Source organism: Streptomyces cadmiisoli (assembly GCF_003261055.1).
In the GTDB taxonomy this organism is placed as follows: Bacteria; Actinomycetota; Actinomycetes; order Streptomycetales; family Streptomycetaceae; genus Streptomyces; species Streptomyces cadmiisoli.
Genome location: NZ_CP030073.1, coordinates 8,689,083 through 8,704,542 on the forward strand (window position 1 = coordinate 8,689,083; position 15,460 = coordinate 8,704,542).

Sequence of the window (15,460 nt, forward strand, 5' to 3'; positions counted from 1 at the left end):
GCGACCGCGGCACAGAGCGCGGCCCGCGCCGCGCAGGAACGGATCATCGCCAGCGTCAACATCACCGAACACCGCCTCGCCAACGGACTGCGGGTGGTGCTCTCCGAAGATCACAACACGCCGGTCGCGGCTGTGAACATCTGGTATGACGTCGGGTCGCGGCACGAGGGGCCGGGGCAGACCGGCCTGACTCACATGTTCTGCAAGCTGATGTTCTACGGCTCCGCGTCGGTTGCGGGGAACGGACACTTCGAACTCGTTCAGGGCGCCGGCGGCTCCCTGAACGCCACCACCAGCTTCGAGCGTGCGAATTTCTTCGAGACCGTGCCCGCCCATCATCTGGAGCTCGCCCTCTGGCTGGAGGCCGACCGCATGGGCTCACTGCTGGCCGCCATCGGCGACACGGAAATGGACTGGGCGCGCGACGTCTGCGTGAACGAGCGCCGGCAGCGCTACGACAACGTCCCGTACGGCACGGGCTTCGAGAAGCTGACCGCCATGGTCTACCCGGAAGGGCACCCGTACCACCACACCCCCATCGGCTCGGACGCCGACCGCAACGCCGTCACGCTGGAACAGGTCCGCGCCTACTTCCGGACGTACTACACGCCTGACAACGCCGTCCTCTGCGTGGTCGGCGACATCGACACCGACCAGACCCTCGCCTGGATCGAGAAGTACTTCGGCTCCATCTCGTCGCCCGGGCGCAGGCCGACCCGGCGGGACGGTTCGCTGCCCGACCTCATCGGCAGGGAACTGCGGGAGGCTGTGGAGGACTACGTACCCTCTCGCGCCGTCATGGCCGCCTACCGCCTTCCCCGTGACGGCAAGCGTGCATGCGACGCCGCCGATCTGGCCCTGACCATTCTCGGCGGCGGTGAGTCCTCACGTCTGTACAACCGACTCGTGCGACGGGACCGCATCGCCGTCACCGCAGGATTCGGTCTCCTGCGGCTGAGTGGCGCCCCCTGCCTCGGTTGGCTGGATGTCAAAGCCTCCGGTCACGCCTCGGCCAACGCTCTCGAGGCCGCTGTGGACGACGAACTGATCCGGTTCGCCACCGACGGTCCCACCCCCGACGAACTGGAGCGCGCGCAGGCTCAGTTGGAACGTGAATGGCTCGACCGGCTGGCGACCGTCGCCGGCCGGGCCGACGAGCTGTGCCGCTTCGCCGTACTCTTCGGTGACCCCCAGCTCGTCTGGAGCGCGCTCGGCAACGTCCTCACCATCACACCCGGGGAAGTGCGAGCCGTCGCCGCACGCTATCTGGTCCGGAACAACCGCGCTGTGCTCACTTACGAGCCGTACTGGGACTCCTGACTGCTCCACCCGCTCTCAAAGGGCGGTACTTGCCTTTATGTCTGTTTCACTCTTTCGGGAGGGGCGGACAGGCCGGCCGCGGTGGTTGCGGTCGCGGTTGGGTGAACGGGCCCTGTTCGGTCCCGGCCAGGATTCCGCGCTCGGTCAGACGCTTGAGCTTCAGACGGGTGTCCTTCATCAGATCCAGTTGGGTGGTGCCCCCGGCGAGAAGCGACGCATCCGGGGTCCGCGGTCACCATCGAGACCGCCTGTTCGGCTTCGGCGATTCCGACGTATTCGAAGGGATGCATCGTTTCGCTCCGTCACGACTTCGCGGATCGCCGCACGCATCGCGGGAAGGGCGCCGCAACGCAGGAATTTTTCAGCACTCGGGCAGTATGTGTCTGATGGTGGCACCGGGACGGCGCACTCGCCGTTGAGGGTAGCCGCGACACTGTCGAACCCGCAGCATTCGGATCCTGGTACTGGCTTTCCCATGTTCGCCTGCCCAGGAAGACACGTGCCTGGATATCGACCACGCCCGCATCGACCATGAATGCACCCGACATCACGAGGTGCCCCGGGCGGTCCGAAGGGCCGACACCGGCGGTGCGGGCAAAGGGCCGCCGCGCATGGCCCCCACCTCATCCGCTTTTCTCCTATGACGAACGAGGTTTCTCATGACGACGTGGTTCATCACCGGTGCATCCCGTGGCTTCGGGCTGGAGATCGCCCGCCAGGCCCTGGAGCAGGGCGACCGGGTCGTGGCGACCGCTCGTAAGCCCGAGCAGGTCGAGGAGGCGCTGACCGGGTACGGCGACCGTCTGCTCGCGCTCGCCCTGGACGTGACCGACGAGGCGGCGGCGGTTTCGGCGGTCGCCGCGGCGGTCGACGCGTTCGGCGGGATCGACGTCCTGGTCAACAACGCGGGCCGCGGGGTGCTGGGCGCCGTCGAGGAGACCTCCGCCGACGCCGTGCGCGCCGTGTACGACACCAACGTCTTCGGCCTGCTGCATGTGACCCGGGCCGTGCTGCCGGTGATGCGGAACCAGAATCAGGGACACATCATCAACCTGAGCTCGATCGGCGGCTTCAGCAGCGTCGCCGGATTCGGCGTCTACTGCTCCACGAAATTCGCCGTCGAAGGCCTCTCCGAAGCCATGCGGCAGGAACTGGCACCCCTGGGCGTGAACGTGACCATCATCGAGCCCGGCTACTTCCGCACCGACTTCCTCGACGCAACGAGCCTGGACGTCCAGGAGCGGACCATCACCGACTACGCGGCGACCTCCGGCGCGGTCCGCGACGCCGTGCCCGGCCTGAACCACGCCCAGCCCGGCGACCCGGTCAAGGGCGCCGCGGCCATCCTCGCGATCGCCGCCGCCGAAGCACCCCCGCTGCGCCTCCAGCTCGGCACGGACAGCGCCGACGAGATGAACCGCAAGGTCGCACAACTGCGCGACGAGGCGAACGCCTGGCGCCCGCTGGCGGTCTCGACCGACCACGACGAGGTCCCCGCACAGAACTGACCCGCACCGGCCCGCAAACCCCCACCCACCAGGAGGCCCCCATGACGGAACTGGGCGACTACCTGCGCGCCTGCCGGGCCCGGATCAGCGCCCAGGACCTGGGCCTGCCCACCAGCGGACGCCGCCGCGTACCCGGCCTGCGACGAGAGGAACTGGCCTCCCTCGCGGGGATCAGCGTGGACTACATCGTGCGCCTCGAACAGGGCCGCGTGAAGTCCGCCTCCCCCGCGATCCTCTCCGCGCTGGCACAGGCCCTCCACCTCCGCCCCGACGAAGAGGAATACCTGCTGCGCGTCGCCGAGCGCAGCAGCACCACCCCGGCCGGATCCAAACCGGCCACCACCCACGCCGCCCCACGGCGCCAGCAGATCTCCCCGGCCGTCCGGGTCCTGCTCGACAGCATGGTCAACGTGCCCGCCCTGGTCCTCGGCCGCCGCATGGACATCATCGCCTGGAACGACCTGGGCGCCGCCCTGTTCACCGACTTCGCAAAGCTCCCACCCAAGCAGCGCAACCACATCTGGCTGACGTTCCTGCACCCCCAGGTACGTGGTCTTCACCGGGACTGGACCCGTGCCGCACGCGAATGCGTCGCCTTTCTGCGGATGGACGCGGCGCGCTACCCGGACGATCCCGAACTTGCGCAGCTCGTCGGCGAACTGTCCCTGAAGGACACCGACTTCGGCACCTGGTGGTCCGACCACCGGGTGCGAGCACAGCGACAGGGCCGCAAGGCCTTCCACCACCAGGTCGTGGGAGACCTGGACCTCGACTTCCAGGTCCTGGAGGTCCGCGGTGGGAACGACCAGTCGCTGCTCATCTACACGGCCGGGCCGGGCACGAGTTCCGCGGAGGCGCTGGCGTTCCTGACGAGTTGGGCCTCCACCCAGACCCGGCCCGCGACGAAAACCCAGAACCACACGAAGGACGCGTGACCGCAGTGAACCCCCCGTCTTCCACCCACCGGCCGCTGGTGGTGACGCCGTTCGGCGTCCGCGCGACCGCCGCAGAGGTACTCGACGGCATCGATCTCACCGGTCGCCGCGCCGTGGTGACCGGCGGCGCCTCGGGTATCGGCACGGAGACCGTCCGCGTACTGGCCGCGGCCGGGGCGGAGGTCACCGTGGCCACGCGCCGCCCCGAACTCGCGCAGCAGCTTGTCCGGGAGCTGGGCGCCCTGCCGCAGTCCGGCGCCGTGACCGCGGTGCCGCTCGACCTGGCGGACCTGTCCTCCGTCGAGGCCTTCACACGGGCGTGGCGTGGTCCTCTCGACATCCTCGTGGCCAACGCCGGGATCATGGCCCTGCCGACGCGTGAGCTCAGCTCGCGAGGCTGGGAAATGCAGCTCGCGACGAACTTCCTGGGACACTTCGCACTGGCCACAGCACTGCACCCCGCCCTGTCTGCCGCTGGAGAAGCCCGCGTTGTCATGGTGAGTTCGGGTGCTCATCGCAAGACACCCTTCGACTTCGACGACCCGCACTTCGAGCGACGCCCCTACGACGCCTGGCAGGCTTACGGCCAGTCCAAGACGGCCGATGTCCTCTTCGCGGTCGGCGCCCGCCGCTGGGCGGAGGACGGGATCACCGCGAACGCGGCGAGCCCCGGATTCATCATGACCAACCTGAAGCGCCATCTGGACGACGACACCCTGCGCGCCATGGGGGTCATGGACGCCGACGGGGAGATCGTCATCCCACCGCACTTCAAAACCCCCGAGCAGGGCGCCGCCACGTCGGTACTCCTCGCAGCCTCACCCCTGCTCAAAGGTGTCACCGGGGCATACTTCGAGGACAACCAGGAAGCGAAGGTGGTACGCGGCGACGAGGAGGAGCGCGGCGGAGTCGCCGCGCATGCCCTCGACCGCAAGGCGGCCGACCGGCTCTGGAACTGTGCGAGCGTAGCCGTCCGCTGATTGCCTCAACGCGCCGTGGGCCGTCCCTCAACAATCGCGGCTCGGTGAGCGCTGCGCACCGCATCGAGCAGGGCGGCACGGTGCTCGGCGGACCGCTCGTCCGACGGCCCTCACCCTCACGACCGCCGTCGGGGCGGGCATGAGGGTGAGGGCGGGCGGTCAGGCGTCGAGGCACCCTCGGCGGACGGGTTGAGCGGTGCCGGCGCCCCCTCGGGCTGCGGGGCCCGCGACGGACCGAGGGCGGCCGCCGGGGACCGGGCCCTGTCGGCCGCCCGGCCGGTGCTGCTCATCCGACCAGGTCGAGTGCGGCAGTGACGACACTGTCGGTGTCGATGCCGTGGTGGCGGTAGACGTCCTCGATCGAACCCGACTGACCGAAGCGGGTCACGCCCAGCGTGGTGACGGGAGTGTTCCGGATGGTGCCGAGGAAGGCGAGCGTGTGCGGATGGCCGTCCACCACGGTGACGAGCGGGGTGGCCCGCTCTGCGGGGAAAACCTGGTCGAGTATCCAGGCCGGCCCGTCGGACTGCCCCCGGCGAGCCAGCAACGCGCGGAAGAGCAGGTCGGCACTGGTCACACAGACGACATCGGCGCCGTGGCCGAGTGCGGCAAGCCGGTCGGCCGCGGCCAGCGCCTCCGGCACCAGGGCGCCCATTGCGGCGATGGTCACCACCGGCCGCTCGTGCTGCCGCAGCCGGTAGGCCCCGGCGACGGCCTGGCGGCGGCGGCGTTCCCTCGCGGCGGGGTCGGTGGGCACGGCTGCCGCGGACTGGTCGACGGGGCGGGTGGACAGCCTCAGGTAGGCCGAACTCCCGTCAGGACGGCCGAGGTTGCCCAAGGCGCTGAGCAGGCACCACTCGGTGTCGATCGCGAAGGCGGGCTCGTAGGCGACGCATCCGGGCTGCTCGATGCCGAGCGACGGCGTGGTGACGGACTGGTGGGCGCCGCCCTCCGGAGCGAGGGTGACGCCGGACGGGGTGCCGACGAGGATCGACTGCCCACCCGCGTACATGCCGAACGACCAAGGCTCCAGCGCCCGATTGACGAACGGGTCGTAGACCACGCCGATCGGCAGCAGCGGCCTGCCCCAGCGGCTCCAGGTCGCGCCCAGCTCACCGAGGAGACCGGCCAGGTTGGTCTCGGCGATTCCCAGCTCCATGTGCTGGCCGGTGGGCCGCTCACGCCAGTGCAGGATCGTCTCGGAGTCGTCGGCGAACCAGTCGGGGACATCGACCGGCGACCAGACGCCCACCTTGTTGAGCCAGCCGCCGAGGTTGGTGGACGAACTGACGTCCGGGCTCACGGTGACGATCGCCTCGGCGGCCTCCGGTGCCCGGCGGGTGAGGTCCAGCAGGACGCGTCCGAGGGCCTGCTGGGTGGTGCCCGTGCCCCTCGGCGCCGGGCGGCCGAGATCGGCCGGGACGGCGGGCGGCGAGGTCAGTGGGTGGGCCGGGCGCCGCAGCCGCTCGGCGGTCCGCGTGCACAGGGATGCCTCCGGCGAGCCTTCGGGGAAGCGGGCCCACGGACGGACCGGATCGGTACCCAGCCGTTCCGCCAGGGCCGTCATCTGGTCACCGGTGAGCAGCGAGGAGTGGTTCTGCGGGTGTCCCTCGACAGGCAGTCCGCGGCCTTTGATGGTGTACGCGAAGATCACCGTGGGGCGGGTGTCGTCGACGGAGTCGAAGGCGTCCGTCAGCGCGTGTATGTCGTGGCCGCCGAGGTTGCGCAGGGCGGACGTGAGTTCGGCGTCGTCCAGGGTGGCGATGAGTCCGGCGATGGGCGCCGCGGTGGAGCCGGTGCCGGGCAGACGTTCGCGCAGCCGCTCGGGGGCGCAGCGCAGCAGGCGCTGGTACTCGGGATTGCCCATGGCGTCGATGCGGGCGCGCAGGGAGTCACCGCCGGGGCGGGTGAACAGCTTCTCCAGCAGGTAGCCGTATTTGAGGGTGATGACCTGCCAGCCCGCCGCGGCGAACATGCCCTGGAGCCTTTCGGCGGCGATGCCGGGGACCACGCGGTCCAGGGACTGGCGGTTCAGGTCGACCACCCACACGGCCTCGCCCAGGCGCGGCACCATGGGGTCCTGGACGGCCTCCCAGATCGCGCCCTCGTCCAGCTCGGCGTCGCCGAGCAGTGAGTACTGCCGGCCGGTGCCGGCGCCGCCGAAGCGGGCTTCCACGAAGCGCCGTGCGAGGGCTCCCCACAGGGGAGCCGTGGCGCCTATGCCCACTGACCCGGTGGAGTAGTCGACCGGGTCGGGGTCCTTGGAGCGGCTGGGGTAGCTCTGCAGGCCGCCGAAAGTGCGCAGGGTCGTGAGATACGACTCGTCCAGTTCGCCCAGCAGGTAGTTGACCGCATGCAGCACGGGTGAGGCGTGCGGTTTGACGGAGACCCTGTCCTGCGGCCGCAGCGCGTGGAACCACAGCGCCGTCATGATCGAGGTCATCGAGGCACTGGACGCCTGATGTCCGCCGACCTTCATGCCCGAGGGGTTGGGGCGCACCCGGTTGGCGTGGTCGACCATCGAGGCGGAGAGCCACAGCAGCCGCTGCTCCACCGCTTCCAGCGCGGCGATCTCCTGCTGCCGGGCGGCGACACGGTCCGCGCCCTTTGCCGTCCTCGGCTCAGCGTCCGGGACCATCACCGACCACCTCCGTACTCGTCACGATGCCTGGGAAGTTGCGCCTTGTGCGCAGTCAGTAGACAGTCGCCTTCCCATCTGCACAAGATGACGTCTCGATGTTGAGCAATATGCTCAGCGTCGGTTCCTGACAGACTCGGACGGAAGGCGGTCGAACGAGCACCATGAGCAGCGAGCGAAGCCTGGACGCGACTGACGCGCAGATCCTGCTGGCGCTGGCCGCCGACCCGCGGGCCACGGTGGTCGCCCTGGCCGAGCGGCTGGGGCTGTCGCGGAACACCGTCCACGCCCGGGTGGCCCGGATGGAGAAAACCGGGGCTCTTGGCTCCTTCGAGCGCCGGATCACCCCGCGGGCGCTCGGCCTGCCTCTGACCGCCTTCGTCACGGCGCGGGTGGACCAGCACCGGCTCGCTGAGGCGGCGGGGGCACTGGCGGAGATCCCCGAGGTGGTGGAGGTCTTCGGTCTCAGTGGCGACACCGACCTGCTGGTCCGGGTGGCCGCTGCAGATGCGGAGGACTTGTACCGGGTGGCGGGACGGATCCTCGCGGTACCCGGCGTCGAGCGCACCACCACGGCGCTGGCCATGCGGGAACTGGTGCCGCACCGCCTCACACCGGTACTGCGCCGGACCGCGGCAGGCGGGTAGCCGGACGACGGGTCGGCGCAGCCTGAGCAGCGGGGGAGAACATTCATCGCTGGGCAGGGGATGCTCCGGCTGCTGCTGACGTGCCCGACAGTCACACCGCACCACCCGTAATCCCCGGCCCCGGGGCGCCCGCCACCCAGTGCGGCCCCGGGGCCGACCCATGTCCGCTTCCCGACGATCAGCTTCGGCCCAACGCCCCCGCTCGGCAGAAAATGCCCTGTTCAGGATTGAACAACTGAGGTAACCGTCACACAGCACTAATGATTGATGCACTTCAATCATCTGTTAGGTTCAATGCACGACGGCAAGGAGCCGCAGCGGTGAACCACCACCGCAGGGCGACTCCCCGGACGGCCGGGCGAACACCACGCCCGACGAACGGACTTCACCCCCCAGAGCCGTCGTTCCCCGCCCATCGGCGGGCGCAGAAGGAGACAGAGACATGAACAAGCTGATTCGACTCATCGCCACCGCCACCACCTCGGCAGCAGTGGCCGGGGCCGCCCTCGTCGGAACGGCCGGCGCCGCGTCCGCGGCCTCGCTGCCCACCTCCTCGGAGCAGCGGACCACCACCGTCGCCACCACCGACCGCCACGACCGCGACGCCCAGCGCTACGACCGCGACAGCGAGCGCTACGACCGCGACGTGAAGCGTCACGACCGGGACGACCGGAACGACCGGTGGCGCTGGAACGACCGATGGGACCGCGGACACGACGGCTACTGGTACTGGAGCGACCGCGACCGCCACCACTACCGCTACGACGGCCACCGCTACTTCCGCTGGATCGAGGGCAAGTGGATCGTCATCGTCCTCAAGGACCACCGGCACGACGTCCACACTTGGAACCTCGACCGCATCGCCGACGGCCAGAAGCACAACAGCCACCAGGCCTGAAACGGCATCCGGGCCGCATCGCCCGACAACCACGCCGGTGTCACCCCGCCGCGACCGCAACCGCGACGCCAGTGCGACGTCCACGTGACGCCGGCGCGCGGCCGGGAGCGCGGCGTCACCGATGCCGACGAGCACAATCCGGAGTCCATCATGCTCAAGACCACCGTATTCACCGCCATCCACCGCGTGAGGTCCACCGCGGGATCCCCCGACGCCGGACGCCACCGCGGCCGGCCCGCCGAGGAGGGCCTGACCGCCCTTCACCTTCCCGGACACGGCAAACACCGCCGCACACCGGTCACGGAACCGTCCGTGAGCACCGCGAAGATCTGACCGCACGACGGCAGAAACACAGTGCAGAGCGCTGAGTGCCGGGCCCCACAAAGGCCCGGCACTCAGCGCTCTGCACTGTCCGCTCCACCGCACACCCAGCCGACATGAACAGTCGGCTGCGGTGCAGGGGTCTGTGGTGGTGAGGTCAGGGCTCAAGGGCCGCCGCATCACGGCGATGAACTTCGGGGTGCGCGTGACGGCTCCGCCGAGGAGTGGGGTCTGTACCCGTGTCGGTGTGCCGGCGTACCGGGCCGACTGACTTCGTGACGTAGCGAGAAATCCCGGCCGCTACTCGGAGCAGGCCTCGTCGCTGGGCGAGGTTCGGATGCGGGCCAGCAGTTCGCGCAGCACGGTGATCTCTTCCTGGGAGAGGCCACCGAAGAGGCTCCGCTCGACGTCGCTGACGGCCTCGCGGGCCTTCGCCAGAACATCACGTCCCTTGTCGGTGATGTCCACGATGTGCCGGCGCCGGTCGGACGGATCCCGGCGGCGCTCCACGAGTTGGGACGATTCCAGCTCGTTGAGGATGCCGACCACGACGCTGGCGTCGATCTGAAGCTTGGCGGCGAGTGCCTGCTGGGCCACGGCGCCGGACTGGCCGAGCAGCATCAGAGTCATGCCTTGCCGGGGCCCCAGTCCGCACTCGGTGAACGCTCGGCGCACTTGGTCGTTCGAGCTGGCGCCGTGTCGAGCCAGCAGAAACCCGAGCCGGTTCAGAGGGTCGGTTTCGGCTTCGCCGATCACGTTCACGTCTAGACTCACGCAAAAATATTATCAAACCGAAAACTATTTCGCCATGTGGATTGTTGATGACGCTCGACCGGTGGCGCGCCATCGGGTTCCCGGAGAAACGAGGGCCACGCGCTGCACTGGGGAGCGGCCGTGAAGCCGCACCGCAGCCACGGCACTCCCCACCTACCTGTCGAGCCCTGAGCGCCCGCGCCCGGACCGGTACGTGGTCTCGCGGACGGCGCACCAGCACCGGCTCGGCTCGGCTCGGACCAGTCCGGCGCGGGCCGCGGGTGCCCGGCTCATCGGGGCCGTGCGGGCCACGCCGACGACGCGGCCCGCACGTGAACGACTCAGCGCAGGCCGAAGGCCCGCGTCACCTCCTGAGTGACAGTGTTCCCTGCGGAGTCCCGGGCTGTTGTGCGCAGTGAGACGAAGTCGGCCTGCCGGGGAGCGGACAGGGCGAATCGTCCGTCGCGGCCGGCGGCGACCCGGTGCCAGGTCCGGCCGTCGTCGTAGGACACCTCCACGCTCGCGGGATGCAGAGTGCCGGTGCCCGTCGCGCCGGCCAGATGGGTGGCGGACACCGTCACGGCCGCGTCCCGGCCGGCTCGGCCCCGGCTGTCCGTCCGGACCTCGTGGTCGACCTGGATGAGCGGCAGCGTGTCCGTCCGTCCGGCCGCTGACGCCGCCGATGTGAACCCCCACTCGGTGTGCGTGGCGGTGGAGTACGGGCTCGCGTGCTGGGAGGACCGGTTCCCGTCCACGACCAGTCGGTACGGCAGCCGCTGCGCGCCGGGCGCGGTGGCCGTGATCAAGTACCCGCCCCGGGCGAGAAGGGTGGCGCCCTGGTAAAGGGCGAGTGACTGCTCGTCGTATCCCGACAGGGACGAGCCGACATGGTCGGCGCTTCCCCAGGCGGGCACGTCCAGGACCAGCCGGTCGCCGCTGCGGCCGGGCAAACGGTAGTTGTCATTGAGGCGTGGGCGCTGAAGGGGCCCGAACCACGCGTCGGTGTACCGGCTGCCGGGTCGGTAGCTGAGCCGCGGGCCGGTCTCGTAGAGCGTCTGGAGGAATGCCTCCTGGCCCCACTCGTAGCCCTTGCCGGTGGACACGAAGTCGATCCGCTCGCCGGTCATGGGCCGGTTCACCGGTACACCGAGGCCCCAGTCGGAGTACGCGGGCCGGTCGAAGCGCCATTCGCCGCCGAAGTCCTCCGGGGCGGCGGTGTTCGTGAACGAGACGTCCACCCGCGCCAGGTTGTGGGAGCCGCCCGGGACGACGAGCCGGTCGGGGATCTCGTTGTGCCAGGTGTGCATCAGGTCGTAGACGTAGGGGCTGAGCGGCTGGGACTCGACGGTGACCGACGCCCGGCGGCCCGCGGCCTGCCGCAGCAGCTCGTGCCCCTCGTCCGGGCTGAGCAGGCCCACGTCGATCGGGGCCGGCTCCGTGGCATCGATACCGTACGGCCGTACGGCCCGCCCCGCCTCGTCGTTGACGACCAGCAGCAGCTCGGCGCCCGCGCGCACGGCGGCTGCCGCTTGCGTCAGGTCGCCCACCTCGGTCGTGCGGCGCACCACCACGGCCTTGCCGCGGACGTCGAGGCCCGCGTAGTCCGCGTCCGTCCCGTTGCCCACCGCGACGAGGGGCAGCCGGTGGCGTCCCTCGGGCAGGGGTGTGACGTACTCCTGGCGCAGGACGTCGGTGAAGTCGTCGGTGCGGGTGGAGACGGTCAGCGCGGGCTGCTCCTTGCGCCAGCGCGCTGCGAAGTGGAAGTCGCCCCGTGTGACGCGGTGTGCGGTGGGTGTCGCCCACAGGCTGTCGTAGCCGACGAGGGACTCACGGGTCGAGCGCCAGGAGCGCTCGCCCCAAGACCGGTGGTACTCCACACGCTGGTGGGTGACCCGGGTCTGCTGCGGCGTCGTCATGTCGACCCGGCTTACCTTGCGGGCGTCGAGCGTCACGGTGGTCGGCCGGTCCAGTCGCACCTCCGGGTCGCCCAGCAGCGCCAGCCCTTGGGACCGGGCTCCGTGCACGCCTTCGACGGCCTTGAAGGCCAGCACCGAGTAGTCGTCCTCGGGGAAGAATCCGCTCGCGGTACCGGATGAGTCGACGAGGAAGAAGTCGGGCAGGTCGAAGCCGGACCTGAGCACCTCGATCACGCCGGTCGTCGGCTTGCCGTCGGCGTCCTTGAGGACGAGGGTCAGCCGGTGTGCCACGTCGCCGACGGTGACCGCGGTGTGGGCCACTGCCCGGCCGCGCGGGTCGGTGGCGAGAATCTGACCTGAGTAGCGGGTCCTGGCCGTGGCCTGGGCTGCGTCGATGGTGACGGTGACACGGGCCGTCCCGTGGGCGGGCACGACCACCTGGTCAGTGGAGAGCCGGAACATACCCTGCGGTGTGTTCGGTGCCTCGACGGAGAGCCACAGCGCCACCGGGGCGTTTCCCAGGTTGGTGTAGGTCACCGGACGCCTCACCGTCGCGGTCGCACCGGCCGCAGTGACCCGTCCGGCGAAGGCGGTGGCGGAGGCGAACACCCCCTGCCGCAGCGCCGCTGGTATGTCGACGCGGCCGCTGCCGCCTTCGAAGGCGGTGTGCGCGGGAGTCCGCTTCGACCTGCTGACCAGCAGGTCCTTGAGCTGCGTGTGCGTCAGTTCAGGGTGGCTCGCGGCCAGGAGGGCCGCCGCACCCGAGACGTGCGGGGTCGCCATCGAGGTGCCCGACATGGTTTGGTACGGACCCTCGCCGGCGGTGTGGCGGGAGCGTGCGGCGAGCACGTCGACGCCGGGGGCGCTGATCTCCGGTTTGAGGCCTCCGTCACCGACCCGCGGTCCCTGGCTGGAGAAGTGGGCCAGGCTGTCGGCGGAGTCCACGGCCGCCACCGTGAGGGCGGAGTCCGCCGCTCCCGGGCCGCTGATGGACATCGGCGCACCGGTGTTGCCCGCGGCGACGACGAACAGGGCGCCGGTCTCGGCGCTCAGCCGCTCGACCGCCGTGCTGAGCGGGTCGCTGCCGTCGGACGCGGCCCCGGACCCCAGGCTCAGGTTGATCACGTCCGCCCGCGCTTCCCGGGCGGCCCATTCCATACCGGCCACGACCCACGAGTCCTGGCCGACACCCTCGTCGGCGAGCACCTTGCCTATGTGGAGTTCCGCGCCAGGGGCCACACCCCGCTCTCGGCCGCCGGAGGCGGCGCCCGATCCGGCCACGGTGGAGGCGACGTGGGTTCCGTGCCCGTTGCGGTCGGTCACGTCCTCGCCCGGCACGAAGCTCCGGGCCGCCGCGACCCGGTCCACCAGGTCGGGATGTTCCGTGTCCACACCCGTGTCCAGGACGGCCACCTTCACCCCCGCACCGGTCGCGCCGGCCGCCCATGCCTCGGGTGCGCCGATCTGCGCGGTGCTGTCGGCGAGTTCGGCCTCGACGACTCCGTCCAGCCAGATGCGGTCGATTCCACCGCGGAAGGCGGGCGGATCGTCCGTGAGCCCTTCGTCCGCGGCCGACCGCGACTCCGGCCGATCACCGGTGACGGCCTGCCAGAAGTCGCCTGCCCGGTCACGCTCTTCGGTCAGGGCCGCGCCGTGGACGCTGTCCAGGACGCGTACGCGGGCGGCCCCCGGCGGCAGGTCGATGCTGCCGCTGCGCGCAGCGGCAGCGCTGCGATACGAGACGATCAGCGGCAGTCGCTCGCTGCGGGCGTCGTCGTACCCCTGCGCGATGAGACCGGTGACGTTGAACAACCGCGGGTCCATCAAACCGGCCGCCACGTAAGGCATAGCGGCGTCGGGGTAGACGTACAGATCGTCACCCGCCTCCATGACACGGGCCTGCGCGGGACCACCGGCGGCGCCACGGACCTCCACCGTGCCGCCGGATGAGCCTGAGCGCCGTGTGGTCACCACGTCGCCGGTGACGAGCGTGATGGTGTGACTGCCCGGCGGAAGTTGAGTGGTGGTACCGGCTGCCGTTGCCGCGCGGGCGCGGGGCGGGTCCGCCAGGGCCGCGGCGCCGGGCGGTGCCAGCGCCACGACGAGTGCGCCGACGGCTGCCGACACACCCCAGCGTCTGAGCGATGCGTGCATGAGCGTTCCTTGCTGCAAGGGAAGGGCAGGCCGTCACATCACGGACGGGCACGGCCCACTGGAGGGATGTGAGACTTTCCCACGCCGATAGCGCTGCTTGGAAGACCTTCTCAGCGCTAGATCGTCGGTGCTATCGTGCACTGCAACATGTGATGCGGCGTCATCGCCGACGCGCGCAAGCGGCGATACTCGCGGCGAGACGTTCGGTCGGGGCCCATGATGTGCCCGGCCCACCTCGACGAACGCCCGCAGCATCGCCGTGCCTCGCTGATTCGCGGCCGCGGACGTGGAACCCAAGCGCGTCAGGGACGAGGTGCCGCACATGGGCGACGCTCAGCATTGTGAGGTCGAGGGGCAGCCAGTCAGCCCTGGCCCCAGGTCGGCAGCACGATGACAGGGGCGGTGTGGAGGACGGACCGGTTGGTGACGACCCGTCTCTTCGTCGTAGCGAGCGCGCGACCGACCATGCGCGCATGTGCTCGTCGCACTCCATGCAACGTCGTGGGGGCTGAGTAGAGTCGTCCTGTGCCGCGGGAGCATGCACTCACCGGGGTCCATGGCCACCATCCGTGACGCTGAGAGCGCGTCACGCTTCATCGAGTGGTTCGCTCAGAGCTGGCTGAGCATGCTGGAGGAGAACGACAGGTGGCCCGCTGAAGAGATCACCAGGGCCGAATACAACCTCGGCCTGTGCTTGCCGAGCGCGCTGGCGTCCTGCCACCGGCTGCTGGGACGGCGCAGAGACCTCACCAGCGGCAAGGATCAGCTCCTGCGTCCCGATCAACTGCGGGTTGACGATGACATGCTGGCAGGCCTGTGCAGTCTGTGTCGGCTTCGATGTCAGTGGTGGATGGGATGCTGCCAGCGTGATCCCTTGGAACCTGCTCGATCTCGACAAGGCCCTGCGAGCCTGCTGGGCCGCGGACACGTGCTCGCCCGACGATCAGGCCGACTGGCAGCCAGGCAACCCGGCTTGGGGGCACTGCGACATCACGGCCTTGATCGTCAACGACCTCTTCGGCGGTGATCTCATGGTCGGTGAAGTGCACCTCGACGGGGCCCAGCGCGGTTTCCACTGGTGGAACCGGCTGCCCAGCGGGGTGGAACTCGATCTGACGCGCGAGCAGTTCCAGCGAGGTCAGACCGTCACCGCTGCCCGTGTCGTGGAGCGCCCGCCGGGCCCTCTGCCCCGCCGTTGGGAGGAGTACCTTCTGCTGCGTGAGCGGGTCATCAAGCACCTCGGTCATCTTCCGAAGCCCGTTTGAAGAGGCCGCGATCAGCTGGCCGAGGCCAGGGAGACGACATCCTCTGGGCGGGTGGCCCGGGTCAGCCGCAGTCGGCCGGTGCCCTGCCGCACACCGACCACGAAGCGCCCACGACCGACAGTACT

Annotated in this window: 11 protein-coding genes; 8 read left to right on the plus strand and 3 right to left on the minus strand. The window is 70.1% G+C overall.

Features of this window, described 5'->3' with window-relative positions; genetic code table 11:
* Positions 1 to 42: 42 nt before the first annotated feature.
* The 4 genes from DN051_RS46800 to DN051_RS38245 all read left to right on the plus strand — a co-directional run bounded on the left by DN051_RS46800 (position 43) and on the right by DN051_RS38245 (position 4,743).
* Entirely contained in the window at positions 43 to 1,320 is a 1,278-nt protein-coding gene (locus DN051_RS46800) for a M16 family metallopeptidase (protein WP_246041178.1), read from the plus strand.
* 659 nt (positions 1,321 to 1,979) lie between these two features.
* Positions 1,980 to 2,828, plus strand: coding sequence for an oxidoreductase (locus DN051_RS38235; protein WP_112440744.1), 849 nt, complete (start codon positions 1,980 to 1,982; stop codon positions 2,826 to 2,828).
* 41 nt (positions 2,829 to 2,869) lie between these two features.
* Entirely contained in the window at positions 2,870 to 3,763 is an 894-nt protein-coding gene (locus DN051_RS38240) for a helix-turn-helix domain-containing protein (protein WP_112441447.1), read from the plus strand.
* Positions 3,760 to 4,743, plus strand: a complete 984-nt coding sequence (locus tag DN051_RS38245; protein WP_246040758.1) for an SDR family NAD(P)-dependent oxidoreductase — start codon at positions 3,760 to 3,762, stop codon at positions 4,741 to 4,743. The genes DN051_RS38240 and DN051_RS38245 overlap by 4 nt, the downstream gene beginning before the upstream one ends.
* Positions 4,744 to 5,029: 286 nt before the next feature.
* On the opposite strand, the gene DN051_RS38250 is transcribed toward DN051_RS38245, so the two are convergent.
* Complete coding sequence (locus DN051_RS38250; protein WP_112441449.1) at positions 5,030 to 7,381, minus strand: transketolase-like TK C-terminal-containing protein; 2,352 nt, start codon at positions 7,379 to 7,381, stop codon at positions 5,030 to 5,032.
* Positions 7,382 to 7,545: 164 nt separating this feature from the next.
* On the opposite strand from DN051_RS38250, the gene DN051_RS38255 reads away from it, so the two are divergent.
* The 3 genes from DN051_RS38255 to DN051_RS38265 all read left to right on the plus strand — a co-directional run bounded on the left by DN051_RS38255 (position 7,546) and on the right by DN051_RS38265 (position 9,259).
* The gene (locus tag DN051_RS38255; RefSeq protein WP_053757828.1) at positions 7,546 to 8,028 is read left to right on the plus strand and encodes an Lrp/AsnC family transcriptional regulator; all 483 of its coding nucleotides are present in this window, start codon (positions 7,546 to 7,548) and stop codon (positions 8,026 to 8,028) included.
* A gap of 442 nt (positions 8,029 to 8,470) precedes the next feature.
* Positions 8,471 to 8,926 carry a hypothetical protein gene (locus DN051_RS45310; RefSeq protein ID WP_162625075.1) on the plus strand — a complete coding sequence of 152 codons (456 nt, stop codon included), beginning with the start codon at positions 8,471 to 8,473 and terminating at the stop codon, positions 8,924 to 8,926.
* 84 nt (positions 8,927 to 9,010) lie between these two features.
* The gene (locus DN051_RS38265) at positions 9,011 to 9,259 is read left to right on the plus strand and encodes a hypothetical protein (protein ID WP_112441453.1); all 249 of its coding nucleotides are present in this window, start codon (positions 9,011 to 9,013) and stop codon (positions 9,257 to 9,259) included.
* Between the two features lie 288 nt (positions 9,260 to 9,547).
* On the opposite strand, the gene DN051_RS38270 is transcribed toward DN051_RS38265, so the two are convergent.
* Both DN051_RS38270 and DN051_RS38275 read right to left on the minus strand, forming a co-directional pair.
* Complete coding sequence (locus DN051_RS38270) at positions 9,548 to 10,021, minus strand: MarR family winged helix-turn-helix transcriptional regulator (protein ID WP_112441455.1); 474 nt, start codon at positions 10,019 to 10,021, stop codon at positions 9,548 to 9,550.
* A gap of 320 nt (positions 10,022 to 10,341) precedes the next feature.
* Complete coding sequence (locus DN051_RS38275) at positions 10,342 to 14,070, minus strand: S8 family serine peptidase (RefSeq protein WP_112441457.1); 3,729 nt, start codon at positions 14,068 to 14,070, stop codon at positions 10,342 to 10,344.
* 866 nt (positions 14,071 to 14,936) lie between these two features.
* Here DN051_RS38275 and DN051_RS38280 point away from each other — a divergent pair.
* Positions 14,937 to 15,335 carry a YunG family protein gene (locus tag DN051_RS38280; protein WP_053760378.1) on the plus strand — a complete coding sequence of 133 codons (399 nt, stop codon included), beginning with the start codon at positions 14,937 to 14,939 and terminating at the stop codon, positions 15,333 to 15,335.
* The last annotated feature ends 125 nt before the right edge of the window (positions 15,336 to 15,460 follow it).

Coding starts and splice junctions, on each gene's coding strand:
- DN051_RS38275 (WP_112441457.1), bottom strand. CDS start 14,070: ATGCACGCATCGCTCAGACGCTGGGGTGTGTCGGCAGCCGTCGGCGCA.
- DN051_RS38250 (WP_112441449.1), bottom strand. CDS start 7,381: ATGGTCCCGGACGCTGAGCCGAGGACGGCAAAGGGCGCGGACCGTGTC.
- DN051_RS38235 (WP_112440744.1), top strand. CDS start 1,980: ATGACGACGTGGTTCATCACCGGTGCATCCCGTGGCTTCGGGCTGGAG.
- DN051_RS45310 (WP_162625075.1), top strand. CDS start 8,471: ATGAACAAGCTGATTCGACTCATCGCCACCGCCACCACCTCGGCAGCA.
- DN051_RS38240 (WP_112441447.1), top strand. CDS start 2,870: ATGACGGAACTGGGCGACTACCTGCGCGCCTGCCGGGCCCGGATCAGC.
- DN051_RS38255 (WP_053757828.1), top strand. CDS start 7,546: ATGAGCAGCGAGCGAAGCCTGGACGCGACTGACGCGCAGATCCTGCTG.